Origin of the sequence: Streptomyces sp. NBC_01012 (assembly GCF_045162755.1) — a bacterium.
Lineage (GTDB): Bacteria > Actinomycetota > Actinomycetes > Streptomycetales > Streptomycetaceae > Streptomyces.
The window spans coordinates 1,702,763-1,717,326 of sequence record NZ_CP108688.1; the positions used below are offsets into that span (position 1 = coordinate 1,702,763).

Genomic DNA, 14,564 nt, shown 5'->3' on the forward strand with positions numbered 1-14,564 from the left:
CGGGCGCGGATGGAGCAACCGCTCCGAAGCATCGCCAGCACAACTCCGTCTCACCCTCAGATTAATAGGAGGAAAACTTGTTCTCCCGAATTCTTTCAGCGAAGGCCCCCAGGCGGGGACTCACTGTGATCGGTGCCGTCGGCGCGAGTGCGGCGCTGATGCTCGGCATGACGGCAGGCACCGCGTCGTCGGCGCCGCTGCCGTCCGACAACCCCGTACCCCTGGGCCAGGGGTACATGGGCGTCGGCTACGTCCAGGACAGCAAGGACTTCGTGCCGGACACGCGGGAGTTAAACCTCGACGACTCGGCGGGCCCGAGCCTCAGAGCGAACCCCGAGGGTGTCGACATCTCCCACTACCAGGGTTCGATCAACTGGAGCTCGGTCCGGAACGCCGGGATCGAGTTCGCCTGGATGAAGGCGACCGAGGGCACCACGTACAAGGACCCGACCTTCAGCACCAACTACCTCAACGCCTACAACGCCGGCGTGATCCGGGGCGCGTACCACTTCGCGCGTCCCGACGCCTCGTCCGGTGCGGCGCAGGCGAACTTCTTCGCCGACAGCGGCGGCGCCTGGTCCCGCGACAACCTCACACTGCCCGGCGTGCTGGACATCGAAGGCAGCTGCTACGGCAAGTCGGCCGCGGCGATGCAGTCGTGGATCCTCGACTTCTACAACACCTACAAGGCCAGGACCGGCCGCGACGTGGTGATCTACACCAGCCCGAGCTGGTGGAACTCCTGCACCGGCGGCTGGAGCGGCATGTCCGCCAAGAGCCCGCTGTGGGTCGCCCACTGGACCTCGGGCAGCCCGACCATCCCGAGCGGATTCCCGGCCTGGACCGTCTGGCAGTACTCCTCCACGGGCTCCGTGAGCGGCGTATCCGGAAACGTTGACCGTGACCGCTTCAACGGCGACCGCTCGCGTCTGCTCGCCCTGGCCAACAACACCCCCTGATGACGGCCTCGGGCACCTGGTGATCGGCTCCCCTGGCGGAGCGGGCCGTCCGGATCCGCTCCGCCAGGGGGTGCGCCCCGCTCGCCCTCCGGCAACTCAGGTCGGCACAACGGAAGTTCGCGAAGGAGAGAGAAGTATGAGCTCGGCAGCAAAGCAACCCCTCAGCAGGCGCGGCGCTCTGCTCGCCGGAACGGCGGTCCTGGTCGGCGGCCTCGGAACGGCGGACCGGACGGCCGCTGCCGTACGGCCTCCCGAAACGGGCCGGTCCCCGTCGGCCGCCCTGACCCCGACGCAACGCGCGGGACAGCGCGTCATCTACTCCTACCCGGGACTCACGCCCCCGGCCAAACTGCTGGACGCGATCAGCGAGGGCCACGCAGCCGGGGTGATCTTCTTCGGGGAGAACATCGAGAGCCTGAGCCAGATCGAGGGCGTGATCCAGCAGATGAACGAGGCGAACGCGTCCGCCCCCGTCAAGGCCCCACTGCTCCTGATGACCGACCAGGAGGGCGGCATGGTGCGCCGGCTGCCCGGTGAGCCGGTGGCGTCCGCCAAGGACGTCGGCGCCTCGACCGACCCGGAGGGCCAGGCCACGTACACCGGCACCGGCGCGGGCCTGAACCTCGGCGGCGTCGGCATGAACGTCAACCTGGCGCCGGTGCTCGATGTCTACCGCACCGCCGGTGACTTCACCGACCAGTACGAGCGGTCGTACAGCAAGGACCCGAGCTCGGTCAGCGCCTGCGGCTCGGCGTTCATCACCGGGCAGCAGGACGCAGGGGTGGCGGCCACAGCCAAGCACTACCCCGGCCTCGGTCCCGCCTCGGCAAGCCAGAACACCGACCTGGGGCCGGTCACCCTCACCACGTCCGCGGCCACCCTGCGCAGCGTCGACGAGGTGCCGTACCGGGCGGCGATCTCCGCCGGGACGAAGCTGGTCATGCTCTCCTGGGCCGTCTACCCGGCGCTGGACGCCGCTCTGCCCGCCGGCCTGTCCCCGACCGTGGTCGGCGAGTTGCGCGACCGGCTCGGCTTCAAGGGCGTGACCATCACCGATGCCCTGGAGGCCGGGGCGCTCCAGGACTACGGCAGCGTGGCGAAGCGAGCCGTGCTGGCTGCCGAGGCAGGCATGGACCTGATCCTGTGCTCGGCCCGCGACTTCGACCAGGGTGACGACGCGGTGGCCGCGCTGCGCGACGCCTTGGCGGCAGGCACTCTCGACGGGGCAGCCTTCGACGCGGGGGCGCAACGCGTCAACGCCCTCCGCAGCGGCCTGGCCTGACGACCACCGCGGCCCGACGCCCTGCCGACGGTCTCCTCCACATTGAGGCGCAGTCCTGGGCCGGCCGGCAGATTCTCGCCTCGTAGTCGAGAGCCTCCATCACCGACCAGTGGGTGATGGAGGCTCTTGGCGGCCGGGGCGGTGGAACTTCACGTCGTGGCGGGCCCAGTCGTGGCGGGCCCACATGCGGGCGAAGTCGTCACTCCTGGTCGTCAGCTCCCGATCAGATCGGTGAGCACCTTGCCGTGGGGCGCCCGTACGCGTGTCGCGGTCACCGTGGGCCGGTGGCCAGCCGATGTCGCCGCGCGGGCGGAGTCGTAGAGGCGGGTACGTTCGGCCCCGTCCAGCCGGAGTGCGCGCGAGAGCGTGGAGTACGGAGTCAGGAGCTCCGGTGAGGTTCCCGCGTCCGAGCCGGATGTCAGTGGTCCACGTCGCCCTGGCCTCACCGGCTCCGCCGCCCTACCCACCGTGTCGGTCCCGGCTGTCGTGGCCGTCGTCGCGCCCTCACGGGCCGCCCTCGGCCGTGCCCGGCAAGGAGCTCTTCGTCGGGACGAAGTTCCGGATCAGCGACCGGCGCTCCTGCGTGTGCGACAGCGATCTGTGGCCCCACACGTCGCTGGGACCCACCGACACATCTCACCCCATGGGCCATGAGTTCCTCGGCGCACGGCGGCCGGTGGGGCGCGGACGGCGTGAGCTGACCGGTGGCGAGGCATCCGGCAACGGGCCCACGCGGGTGAGCAGGACCGGACACACAATTCCAGCCACCCCTGGGGGAGAGACCCCCCTGTTCGGGCACAGGGGTGCCCGAACGGACCTCCTGTCAGCCTGCTTTCCGCTTGAACGTCCCGCAACTCCATACGTACACGACATGGCGACGGAAGGAGCCGGCTGCTCCAACACAAGCCTGACACCGCGCGGACCGCCTACCCACACCGCCCCGTGGATACATACCAGCGAATCCCGGATGGAAATGATATCCCACCTAAAACACCCAAGCTAGACTAAATCATGATCATCGGGCAGGAATTCACGGTGATTCGCACCCCCCGACCGCACGCCCGATTGCTGGACATAGATTCCGCCAGGCTGACCGCATGTCGTTGACATGACTGGGACAGCTCACAGAGACTCACATCCGGTAGGGCTGATTCCGGCAGCTAGTCGAATTCCGGAAAGGAACCCCGGACGACCTGCGATGATGCCGGGCGCCCAGATACCGCCGTACACGTGTCATGGCACCTCTTCGCCTTCTACCCCACCCCCGTGCGATGGAATTGCTCCCCCGCCTCCCCCATGCGATGGAATTCCGGACACGGACGTGCGGTTGTCCGGCGAATCACACCGGAAGCCCGGCCCAGGGACCGACCGCCCTGGGGTGGGTCGTCGTGGACGATTCCACACCGGGAAATCCGAAATAATTCAGTCATGCGCCAGGGCCGCGGCCCGGCGCACACCAGGTCATTTCGAAGGACACAGCACAGCCGGGCGTAACGAATGGATGCGTGCCATGGATATTGATCAGAATGGCTGCGAAGTGTCCCAGCCGGTCGGTGACTGGCTTCCCAGCTCGATCCAGGTCAGAATCCTGGAAGGTGTTGCGGCCGGCTTCACCAGCGGCCGCCTCTCGAGAGAGCTGTACCTGAGCTCGAAGACCATCGATTACCACATCCACGTCATGTCCGACAAGCTTCAGGCACCGAATCGTGTCGCATTGGTTTCGAGGGCGTTCGTCCTCCAGATTCTACGGACAGATGCCTGGCCTCCCCGCATCGCCTGGGAAGCTGCGGATTAGCGCTTGGCCTCCATGGTCTTGGCTCGCTCGACAAGAGCGCGGATCTGCGCACCGGACCGATTTGGGTACCGCCCAGCGGGTACCGACCAATCCGCAGAATAGTCTCGAACCCGGTCCTGCGCAGCCTTCTTTAGGGTTTCTCCTAAACCCGCGATATGCGCACAGCACGTCGTTGACACGACCAGGGGTGCCCTCCAGGATGGAAACCGATAGCTGCTCCTCGATTTCGGTATCACTCAGGATTCCGGAACAGGCACCTTCACAGAACTCCTGACGAGGAACTCCTGGCGAGCGCAGCGTGACATCCAAACAGGCCGTTCACCGACGTCGTCGGAATCCCAGCCCTGGAGGAGTGACCCGTGTCGAATCTGGATGAGCTTACAAGTTCACCTCAAACAGCGCTGGACCCTCAGGATGAGGTGAAAATAGTTGGCCAGTACTACGACGACAAAACAGCCCGGCTCATTCGCAAATACGGGCCCGGCCCCAGGATTCACTACCACGTAGGTCACTACCCGTCCTCCGAAGCACCGCTGCGTGCCGATGATGTGACGCCGGATGACATTCGCGCCAGCATACGGCTTCATCAAGAGGGCCTGCTGCGGTACGCGGCCAAGATCTGGGGCGCTGAGCAGCGGCTCTCAGGCAGGATCCTGGACGTCGGCTGCGGTCTCGGCGGCGGCTCGCTCTTCTGGGCGCAGGAATACGGCGCCGATGTCACGGCGGTCACCAACGCGCCGGAACACGCGCCGGTGGTCGAAGGGTTCGCGCGGGAATGCGGTGTGGACGCAAGGGTCCGCACGCTGGTCAGCGATGCGAAGCGGCTGCCCCTGGACGGCGCCCCCTATGACGCGGCAGTGGCGATCGAGAGCAGCGGATACTTCGACCGACCTCTCTGGTTCGAGCGTCTGGCGCGCGTGCTTCGACCGGGCGCGAGTGTGTGCATCGAGGAAGTGTTCATCACACGCCCTCACGGCGCCGATGTGTGGGCCGAATACTTCTACACAAAACCGGCTACGGTGCTCGACTACGTAAAGGCCGCGGAGGCCGCGGGCTTTGAACTGGTCGATGACGTGGACGCCACATCGGAGACCGCGCCGTTCTGGGAGGAGAGTGCCGCCTGGACGAAGGCGGCGCTGGAAAGTGACAGCAGCCTCTCACCGGTCGACCGCAGGCAGCTGCGGATATCTCTGCTGGCGAACCAGGCACTCGGCACCGAATGGCAGGCCGGGGGCGTGCGACTGGGTTTCCTGCGCTTCGAGCTCAAGTAAGCAACGGAACGAGTAACCACGCCGAAAGCCGGCACGTAAGCCGGGGCTGTGAGTCACCACGCACGACGAGAGCCTCTGGAGACGGCGGGCAGGGGCGCGGTGGCGTACCGGCACGATCCTGCGCGGGCTCACCGCCGGCCGGTGGAGCTGAACCGCCGCCGGCTTCCCGCCGTCTCCTGCGACCTTCACACGGATACGGAGTTCTTCATGACGCTCGACCAGTCTCCCGCCCACAGCGATGTCCTCAACGTGTACGACGGGTTCGGCCGGATCTACGGTTCCGCGTGGGGCCCCAATATCCACTACGGCTACTGGGAGAACGACGCGGACGACAGCTCCGTGGAGAAGGCCACGGACCGTCTGACCGATCTGATGATCTCGGGTCTCGCCGCGCAGCCCGGCCAGCGGGTCCTGGACATCGGCTGTGGCATCGGATACCCGGCGCAGCGGCTCATCCGCACCTCCGACGTGGACGTGGTGGGCATCACCGTCAGCCGGATCCAGGTGGCGGACGCCACGAAACTCGCGGCTGAGGCCGGGCTCGCCGACCGGGCCACGTTCCAGTTCGGGGACGCGATGGACATGCCCTTCCCGGACGGATCGTTCGACGCGGCCTGGGCGTTCGAGTCGATGTGGCACATGCCCGACCGCGGCCAGGTGATCTCCGAGGCCGCCCGTGTCCTGCGCCCCGGCGGCCGCTTCGCCGTCGCGGACGTCATCCAGCGGGACCCGATCAGCCCTGAGGGACGCGTGGTCCTGGACCACGTCGTCGAGCACTACGGAGTGCGCTCCTTGGGCACTGTGGACGAATACCGGACGGCGCTGGCCGAGAACGGTTTCGTCGACGTGGAGATCACCGACATCACGGACAACGTCATCCGCACTCTTGGGCTCATGGCCGACGCCGTGGAGACCGTCCGCGACGACCTGGCCGAACTGGTCGGCGAGCAACAGGCCGCCTCGCTGCTTGAGTTCATGCGTAAGTTCGGATCCGTCCCGGAGAGCGGCTACCTCTTCGTGACCGCCGTCCGCGCCTGACCCCGCCTGCCCCCGGTACCCGCCTGGGCGCCTCCCTGGCCCGAGCGCGAGCGCCGCCCCCCGGGCCCCGTGCGTCCTATGGCGTTCGACGGTCCGTAAACCACCACCACCACGACCGTCGAGGCCCCCGAGCTGTTGATCGAGATGTCCGGCATCTCCATCAACAGCTCGGGGGCCTCGCTGGTTTCATCCCGTCCTGCTGCGTGGAGCGCGTGTCACTCCTGCCGCACCCGCAACTCGGTCAGCGCCCGGAGCGGAAACACCGGCCGGTGACGCGGCAGCGGCCCAGGGGCCGCCGTCAGACCTGGCATCCTGCCGGCGAGGGCCTGTATCGCGATCTCCAGTTCCGCGCGGGCGAATCCGGCTCCGAGGCAGAAGTGGATTCCGTGCCCGAACGCAAGATGCGAGGCGGACCCGCTGCCCGGACTGAACGCGGCAGGACAGGCGGAGGCCTGGCTGTCCCGGCCGGCCGCTCCGTACAGCAGCAGCAGTCGGCTCCCGGCTGCCAGACGGACGCCGCCGACCACGACGTCATTGACCGCGGTCCGGTACATGCCGGCGAGCGGGCTGTCGAACCGCAGCCCCTCCTCGACGAGGTCCCGTGTGGAGATCGTCCCGTCGGCCACCTCGGCCCAGCCGCCGGGCGTCTGAAACTGCTGGAAGAGGATGGTGCCGAGCGCCTCGGCACAGGTCATGTGTCCCGCGAAGATCAGCGTGGGGATCATGACGGAGGCCTCGTCGGCGGTGAGCGTGCGCCCGGCCTTGCCCTCGTGGAGCAGCTCGCTGATCAGGTCGTCCTGCGGCGAGGCGAGCCGCTCCTGCACGAGTGACCGGGCGAACGCTCCGAATTCCATGAGCCCGCGGGCGTATTCACGCAATCCCTCCACATCGGCCTGGCCTCGGACCATCATGAGTTCGATGCGTTGCTCGGACCACGTGCGGCAGCGGTCGAGGTACTCGTCCGGTATCCCGAGGCGCCGGCCGATCACCTCCAGGGAGTACGGCACCGCGAAGTCCGTGATGAAGTCGAACTCCTCCATGACCGCGACCCGTTCGACGAGCTCGGTGGCGATCGAGCGGATCGTGGGTTCGAACGCTCTCACCCTGGCCGGCGTGAACCCGACATTGAGTACTTCCCTGATCCTGGTGTGCTCGGGAGGGTCGAGCGAGCCGACGGCCAGCGCATCAGCACCGCGCCATGTGCGCAGCATGTGGCTCACGTCGTCGGGCAACGCGACCGCGGGGCGGGGATTGTGGTCGCGCGCCGAGAAGTTCCGGTCGTCCCGCAGCACGGCAACCATGTCCTCGCGCCGGGTGACGCACCAGGCGTCGAGCAGTGGGGCGTAGAACATCGGTTCCGTCTCGCCGGTGCCGGCCAGAAATGAATACGGGTCGTCACGGTGCGCGCCGTACGGATCGAACGGCCTTTCCTCACGCAATTGCCCCGAATCAATGGACATCGCCATTCCGCCTCTCAAGCTTTCCGTGAGTCATTCCCGGCAATGATCAGTGATGTTGTGTGATATCGCTCGGCCTCGGAGCTGTTCAGCGACCTCGGCATGGCCGACCGCACGCGCCCGCGTGCGTACCTGTTCCGCTGCACCTGCGAGGGAGTTGCCGTGCGCGGAGAAGGCACACACCGCTCGACGGCTCAACTGTCGTACGCGCGTGTGACCTTGGGCGCAGCCCAGCGGCCACCAATCCACAGAGTAGTCCCGATCCGGCCCTGCATCGAATTCTTTGGGGTTTTTCCTAAACCCGAAGGTGCGCACGCCCAATCGTTGACACACCCGGCCCAGCGCACCAGGATGACAATCAGAACGATCACGTAAATTCCGGCGCGTCTCCCCGGGCTCACATTGCGAGGATATATGCGCAACATATCCAGCACAGCGGCTTCGTCCGCATACACCGAACTGACGTCGTGACGGTCTTCGGCACCGTGGTCCGAACCCTCGATTCCGGCGGAGGCCGTCAGTGAGTACCCCAGCCCAATTACCTTTCGCGCAGACGAATGTGCTGCACCTCGCGCCAGAGCTGCGCACGCTCCAGTCCCGGGGCGCGGTCCACCGGGTTCGGACTGCCGAAGGCCACGAGGCGTGGCTGGTCACCGGTCATACCTGGGTGAGGCAGTTGCTCGACGACGACCGGCTCGGCCGTTCGAATCCGGATCCGGAGGCTGCGGCGAAGGACAGCGGTTCCGCCGTTCTCGACGGCCTGCTGGGCGACTTCGCCACCGACCACGGCCGGTTGCGGGCACTGTTGGAGCCGCATTTCTCACCCGAGCGGATGCGGGCACTGCGGCCCTACGTCGAAGAAGTGACCGGGCAGCTCCTGGACCAGGTGGCCGGCCGACAGCAACCGGTGGACCTGCGCGAGGCGTTGGCGCTGTCGCTGCCGATCCAGGTGATGTGCGAGTGGCTGGGCGTGCCCCAGGAGGACAAGGACCGGTTCGGCGGCTGGACCCAGGACGCGGCCAACGTGGGCGACCCGGTCAGGTCCAAGCAGGGGCTGGGTGAGTTGTTCGCCTACTGCAAGCAACTCGTCGCCGACAAACGGCGAAACCCGGGCGATGACGCGATCTCCAGGATCTGCGCGACCGAGGGGATCAAGGACAACGAGGTCATCGGGCTGACGGCGTTGTTGCTGTTCGGTGGTTACGAGACCACCGTGGCCCGGATCGGCACCTGTGTGTCGCTGTTGCTGGCCGACCCCGAGCAGTGGCAGGCACTGCTGCGCGACCCGGATCTCATCCCCGGCGCGGTCGAGGAAACCCTGCGGATGTCGATGCCCAATCCGCACAACGGCGGCATGCCGCGATACGCGCTGACGGACTTCGAGATCGACGGGGTCACGATCCGTACCGGCGACTTCGTGCTGTTGAACATCATCGCGGCCAACCACGACGAGAAGGCCTTCGCCTGCCCCGACCGTGTCGACGTCACTCGCGACACCACGGGCAGTCTCGCGTTCGGGCACGGTGCGCACCACTGCGTGGGCGCGACGCTGGCCCGGATGCAGCTGCAGGCGGTACTCACCCAGCTCGTCGCGCGATTCCCGACCCTGCGTCTCGCTGTCGGTACGGAGGAGCTGAGGCTGCGCCTCAACACGCTGATCGGCGGGTTGATCCAACTTCCGGTGACATGGTGATTGGATCCTGATGCTGCACGGAATATCCAGTGGCGTAGTCGCGAAGAGCCCCACCTCGATCCGCGCGTATCTCTTGTTGATGCGGCTGGACCGGCCCACGGGGTACGTGCTTTACCTGCTCCCGGGGCTGTGGGCTGTCGCCCTCGCGTCCGGGCAACGACCTGACCCGCTGACGGTGGTGCTCCTCGCTGTCGCCGCGGTGCTGGTGCGCGGCGCCGCCTGCGCGGTCAACGACGTGATCGACAAGGAAGTCGACGCCAGGGTCGCCCGTACCGTGTCGCGCCCTGTCGCGTCGGGGACGGTCGGCGTCGGGAACGCGCTCCTGTTCGCCGCCGCACAGGCCGTGGTCGCGCTCCTGGTCCTGGCGCTGGTGAACGTGGAGACGTCCCTGGTCGCGGCGGCCTCGTACCCGCTGATCGTCGCGTACCCCTACATGAAGCGCATCTTCTTCTGGCCCTCGGCGTTCCTGGCGCTGGTGATGAGTGTCTACGCGCTGATCGGCTGGACGGCGGCGACCGGAAGCGCCGACTACTCGCTCGCGGTGTACGGCCTGTACGCCGGTGGAGCCTTCTGGACCATGATTCACGATGCGATCTACTCCCATCAGGACAAGGAGTACGACCGCCAGATCGGTGTCAAGTCCTCCGCTCTGCTGTTCGGCGGGGCCACCAAGGCGTGGCTGACGCTCTTCGCCGCGATCAGTGTCGGCGGCGTGCTGCTGGCCGGCTCCCGGACGTCGATGGGGTGGGCGTTCTATCTGATCGTCGCGCTCGCGGCAGTCTTTCTGTTTTCGCTGATCGTCCGTGTGGACCTGGACGACCCGAAATCGTGCTGGGACGCCTTCGTCTCCAACACCAGCTTCGGCTGGCTCATTCTCGCGGCCATGGTCGCCGGGCAGTTCACATGAAGGGTGAGCTACGCATGACCGATTCGATGTGGCAGGGCCCCGGCGTCGACCTGGACGCCTATCTGGCCCGCGTGGGCTACCGGGGCGACGTGGCGTGCGACCTCCCCACACTGCGGGGCCTGCACACCGCCCACGTCGACGCGATCGCCTTCGACAACCTCGACGCGCTGTTCGGCCGCACCTCGGTACCGCTCGACCTGGACAGCGTCCAGGACAAGATCGTGCGACAGGGCCGCGGTGGCTGGTGTCTGGAGCAGGTCGTGCTGATGGCGGCCGTGCTCGACCGCATCGGGTTCACGTTCACGGCATTCGCCGGCCGGACGCGGATCCGCACCGGGAACAAGTTCGGGCCCGCCCTGCACGTGGCCCTGTGTGTCGAGCTCGACGGTGAACGCTGGATCCACGACGTGAGTTTCGGTGCCTACGGACCGCACGAACCGATCCGGCTCGCGGAGAACGCGCGGCTGGACGGCAACGGGTCGTTCGATCTCGTACGGGAGCCGTCCGGTGAGCACGTGCTGCGGTTCCTGCGGCCGGACGGACCGGCGGAGCTCTACGGCTTCACCACGGACGTGCGCCATCCCTCGGACTTCGAGATCCTCAACCACTTCTGTCTCACACATCCGCGCTCACCGTTCAACCACCAAATGGTTCTCCAGCGCACACAGCCCGGGGTGAGGCATCTGCTCGCCGGCAGCACACTCACGGAGATACGCCCCTCGGCGCCGGCGACCTTCCGGGAACTCGACAAGGACGAGCTGCTTTCCGCTCCCGAGGAGATCTTCGGGATCACCCTGGAACCGTCCGATGTCCAGACGCTCCGGAAATTCCTGGACGACCGTGATGCGTAGGCACACCGGAGGACACACCGGCCGGCACACCGCGCTGCCGTACGACCGCTGTCCCACGGACTTCGAGCTCCTCAACCACTCCTGCCCGAGCCTGCTCTGACCTGGACCGAGGTCACCATGAACGACATACCCGATGAGGCGGATTCCGGCGCGTCCACCGTCGCGCGACGGCTGCGCTCGCTCCCGGAACACGACCCGCACGACGCCGTGGAGAACGCCGTCCTCAGCAGGCTCGCGGGCAACTGGCACCGGCGCGCCACGGTCAAGCAGGAGGAACCGAACCTGGACGACGTCTTCGAGCTGGACCGGCCGGACTTCCCCGAGGCCCTGCTGCCGTTCCGCGAGCACCCCACCTACCTCGCGCTGGACGACGGGATGCGGGCCCAGATTCTCGCGTGGGGCTGGATCTCGTTCAACAAGAACATCATGGACATCGAGCAGCATGTGGTGAACCCGGGCTTCGCCCTGGTCGCGCGGGACGTCTTCGACACGGGCATCGACAGCGAGTCCATGACGCTCGCGGTCACCCAGGCCATGGTCGACGAGCAGTACCACACACTGATGCACCTGAACGCGAGTGCCGTGACGCGCCGCAAACGCGGCTGGCGGATGCCGGAGACGGCGCTGCCTCTCGCCTACAAGGCACGCAGGCAGGCACACCGGATCGCCACGGCCGGGACCGACGAGGAGCGGGCCCTGGTGTCGCTCGCCTTCACCACGGTCGCGGAGATCTCGGTCAACGCCCACCTGGACCTCGTCGCCGCGAACCACGAGATCCAGCCCGTGAACCGTATGACGGCCGTCCTGCACAACCGCGACGAGTACTGCCACGCCTCGATCGCGGACACCCTCGCCCAGGAGGCGTGGAGGCACTTCTCCCCCGGCCGGCGCGACTACTTCCTCGCCGCGCTGGCCGACGGGATGGAGGCCTTCGCCGCACACGACTTCACCACCTGGGCGAGGATCCTGGACCTGCTCGGTGTGGAGGGGGGCGAGGAGATGCTCCGGGACGTCAGCAGTGCCTCCGGCGGCAAACGGCTCCTCCAGGACTTCAGCGGGTTGCGGCAGCTCTGCCAAGAGCTGGACGTCCTGGACACCCTCCCCTTCGACTGGTCAACGGTGTCGACCCGAACCCCCTGACCGCCACCCCACCCAAGGTGCTGACCATGCGCGTCCTGCTCATCGACAACTACGACTCCTACACGTACAACCTGTACCAGTTGCTGGCGAAGGTGTACGGCGTCGCCCCCGTCGTCGTACGCAACGACGCCGATGACCGGGACCGGTTCGACCCGCAGGACTTCGACGCGGCGGTCATCTCCCCCGGCCCCGGCCACCCGGCCGTCCCCCGCGACTTCGGCCGTTCCCGCGAGGTCCTGGAGAACTCGGGGCTGCCGGTCCTGGGGGTGTGCCTGGGACACCAGGGCGTGGGTCTGCTGGCAGGCGCGCCCGTCACACCGGCGCCGGAGCCCAGGCACGGCCATCTGTCCACGATCCGGCACAGCGGCACGGGCCTCTTCGCCGGCGTCCCGCAGGACTTCACCGCCGTGCGCTACCACTCGCTGAGCGTCGCCGAACCCGTGCCCGCGCACCTGGAGGTCACCGCGCGCGCCGAGGACGGCGTGCTCATGGGCCTGGCCCACCGCGAACGGCCCTGGTGGGGCGTGCAGTTCCACCCGGAGTCGATCTGCACGGAGCACGGCGCCCGCCTGGTGGCCAACTTCCGGGACCTGGCGCTGGCAGGGCGCGACGGGGACACGGGTCCGTACGAGGGCAGGTCCGGGGCCGTACCTCTCTCCGTACCGGACACGACGTCTGACGTGGCATCGGATACGTCACCCCTGCCGCGGCTGCGCGCCGAGTACGACGTCCTGGACCGGGCCGTGGACGCGGAGGCCGCGTACCTGTCGCTGTACGGGACGAGCACCCGCGCCTTCTGGCTCGACAGCTCGCACGTGGAACCCGGTCTGGCCCGCTTCTCGTTCTTCGGCGCCGCCGAGGAGCCGGACGCGGAGATGCTGAGCTACCGCGTCGAGGACGACCACACCGACGTGGACCACCCCGACGGCGCCTCTCGCCGGGAGGACGGCAGCATCTTCGACGCACTCGACCGCCGCACCGGCCGTGTGGTCGAGGGGGCCGGGGAGCTGCCCTTCGACTTCACCGGCGGTTACGTCGGCTACTTCGGCTACGAGCTGAAGGCCGACCTCGGCGGACGGCGCGCCCACCGGTCGAGGACCCCGGACGCGGTGTGGCTCCAGGCGGACCGCTTCGTCGCCGTGGACCATGCCGAGAACCGCACGTACGTCGTCGCCGTCTGCGAGCAGCAGGACACCGACGCCGCCCAGAAGTGGATCGGAACGGTCGTCCCGGCCCTGGCCGAACTCCCCGCCGCGCACACAGACACCTCGCCCCCGCCGTCCCCCGAGCAGCACGACGCCTCGGCATGGCTGGCCCGCCCACGCGCGCAGTACCTCGCGGACATCCAGGAGTGCGACCGCAGGCTGCGCGAGGGCGTGAGCTACGAGATCTGCCTCACCACCAACCTGCGCCTGCCCGCGCCGGCCGACGACCTCGCCTACTACCGGCGCCTGCGGCGGCTCAACCCCGCCCCCTACGCGGCGCTCCTGCGCCTCGGCGGCCTCGCGGTGTTCAGCTCCTCACCCGAGCGGTTCCTCAAGGTGGACGCCGCCCGTACGGTGGAGGCCAAGCCGATCAAGGGGACCGCGCCCAGGCACCCGGACCCGGACACCGACGAGGCCACGCGTCGCGCGCTGCGCACGGACCCCAAGACGCGGGCCGAGAACCTGATGATCGTGGACCTGCTCCGCAACGATCTCGGGCAGATCTGCGAGATCGGCACCGTCACCGTCCCCTCGCTCATGGCGGTGGAGTCCTACGCCACCGTGCACCAACTCGTCTCCACCGTCACCGGCACCCTGCGCAAGGGCAGTTCGGCCGTGGACGCGGTCCGGGCCTGCTTCCCCGGCGGGTCCATGACGGGGGCGCCGAAACTGCGCACCATGGAGATCATCGACGGCCTGGAGGGCGAGGCCCGAGGTGTCTACTCCGGTGCCATCGGCTTCGTCGGCTACACGGGCACGGCGGACCTGAGCATCACCATCCGTACCGCCGTCCGCCACGACGGCGAACTGACCATCGGCGCAGGGGGCGCCATCGTCCTCGACTCCGACCCGGAGGCCGAGTACGAGGAAATGCTCCTGAAGGCCCGGACCACCCTGCGCGCACTGCCGAAGGAGACGTGCACGCAGGAGAAGGCCGGCCGGCGATGACACGTACGGCGGCGCCCC

The 14,564-nt window shown here is 67.8% G+C and carries 11 protein-coding genes; 10 read left to right on the forward strand and 1 reads right to left on the reverse strand.

Annotated elements, in window-relative coordinates; translation table 11 throughout:
• Positions 1–158: 158 nt before the first annotated feature.
• The 5 genes from OG623_RS07380 (at position 159) to OG623_RS07400 (ending at position 6,345) form a co-directional block, all read left to right on the forward strand.
• Positions 159–959 carry a GH25 family lysozyme gene (locus OG623_RS07380; protein ID WP_406151719.1) on the forward strand — a complete coding sequence of 267 codons (801 nt, stop codon included), beginning with the start codon at positions 159–161 and terminating at the stop codon, positions 957–959.
• A gap of 136 nt (positions 960–1,095) precedes the next feature.
• Entirely contained in the window at positions 1,096–2,241 is a 1,146-nt protein-coding gene (locus OG623_RS07385; protein WP_406145376.1) for a glycoside hydrolase family 3 N-terminal domain-containing protein, read from the forward strand.
• A gap of 1,510 nt (positions 2,242–3,751) precedes the next feature.
• A complete protein-coding gene (locus OG623_RS07390) occupies positions 3,752–4,036 on the forward strand; it encodes a LuxR C-terminal-related transcriptional regulator (protein WP_406145378.1) in 285 nt (94 codons plus the stop codon).
• A gap of 359 nt (positions 4,037–4,395) precedes the next feature.
• On the forward strand, positions 4,396–5,307 hold the full coding sequence (locus tag OG623_RS07395) for an SAM-dependent methyltransferase (protein WP_406145379.1): 912 nt from the start codon (positions 4,396–4,398) through the stop codon (positions 5,305–5,307).
• A 207-nt stretch (positions 5,308–5,514) separates the two neighbouring features.
• A complete protein-coding gene (locus tag OG623_RS07400) occupies positions 5,515–6,345 on the forward strand; it encodes a methyltransferase domain-containing protein (RefSeq protein WP_406145381.1) in 831 nt (276 codons plus the stop codon).
• A gap of 215 nt (positions 6,346–6,560) precedes the next feature.
• Here OG623_RS07400 and OG623_RS07405 read toward each other — a convergent pair whose 3' ends face one another.
• Complete coding sequence (locus OG623_RS07405; protein ID WP_406145383.1) at positions 6,561–7,805, reverse strand: cytochrome P450; 1,245 nt, start codon at positions 7,803–7,805, stop codon at positions 6,561–6,563.
• A gap of 664 nt (positions 7,806–8,469) precedes the next feature.
• Between OG623_RS07405 and OG623_RS07410 the strand changes: the two genes are divergently transcribed.
• The 5 genes from OG623_RS07410 (at position 8,470) to pabB (ending at position 14,546) form a co-directional block, all read left to right on the forward strand.
• Positions 8,470–9,495, forward strand: a complete 1,026-nt coding sequence (locus OG623_RS07410) for a cytochrome P450 (RefSeq protein WP_406145384.1) — start codon at positions 8,470–8,472, stop codon at positions 9,493–9,495.
• A 10-nt stretch (positions 9,496–9,505) separates the two neighbouring features.
• Positions 9,506–10,402, forward strand: a complete 897-nt coding sequence (locus OG623_RS07415) for a UbiA family prenyltransferase (RefSeq protein WP_406145386.1) — start codon at positions 9,506–9,508, stop codon at positions 10,400–10,402.
• A gap of 14 nt (positions 10,403–10,416) precedes the next feature.
• Entirely contained in the window at positions 10,417–11,253 is an 837-nt protein-coding gene (locus OG623_RS07420; RefSeq protein WP_406145387.1) for an arylamine N-acetyltransferase, read from the forward strand.
• A gap of 117 nt (positions 11,254–11,370) precedes the next feature.
• Positions 11,371–12,393, forward strand: a complete 1,023-nt coding sequence (locus tag OG623_RS07425; protein ID WP_406145389.1) for a diiron oxygenase — start codon at positions 11,371–11,373, stop codon at positions 12,391–12,393.
• Positions 12,394–12,419: 26 nt separating this feature from the next.
• Positions 12,420–14,546, forward strand: coding sequence for an aminodeoxychorismate synthase component I (gene pabB, locus OG623_RS07430; protein ID WP_406145391.1), 2,127 nt, complete (start codon positions 12,420–12,422; stop codon positions 14,544–14,546).
• Positions 14,547–14,564: the final 18 nt, after the last annotated feature.

Excerpts from the sequence above, each read along its gene's own strand:
- OG623_RS07380 (WP_406151719.1), top strand. The coding sequence starts at position 159 with ATGCTCGGCATGACGGCAGGCACCGCGTCGTCGGCGCCGCTGCCGTCC.
- OG623_RS07385 (WP_406145376.1), top strand. The coding sequence starts at position 1,096 with ATGAGCTCGGCAGCAAAGCAACCCCTCAGCAGGCGCGGCGCTCTGCTC.
- OG623_RS07390 (WP_406145378.1), top strand. The coding sequence starts at position 3,752 with ATGGATATTGATCAGAATGGCTGCGAAGTGTCCCAGCCGGTCGGTGAC.
- OG623_RS07400 (WP_406145381.1), top strand. The coding sequence starts at position 5,515 with ATGACGCTCGACCAGTCTCCCGCCCACAGCGATGTCCTCAACGTGTAC.
- OG623_RS07405 (WP_406145383.1), bottom strand. The coding sequence starts at position 7,805 with ATGTCCATTGATTCGGGGCAATTGCGTGAGGAAAGGCCGTTCGATCCG.
- OG623_RS07415 (WP_406145386.1), top strand. The coding sequence starts at position 9,506 with ATGCTGCACGGAATATCCAGTGGCGTAGTCGCGAAGAGCCCCACCTCG.
- OG623_RS07420 (WP_406145387.1), top strand. The coding sequence starts at position 10,417 with ATGACCGATTCGATGTGGCAGGGCCCCGGCGTCGACCTGGACGCCTAT.
- OG623_RS07425 (WP_406145389.1), top strand. The coding sequence starts at position 11,371 with ATGAACGACATACCCGATGAGGCGGATTCCGGCGCGTCCACCGTCGCG.
- pabB (WP_406145391.1), top strand. The coding sequence starts at position 12,420 with ATGCGCGTCCTGCTCATCGACAACTACGACTCCTACACGTACAACCTG.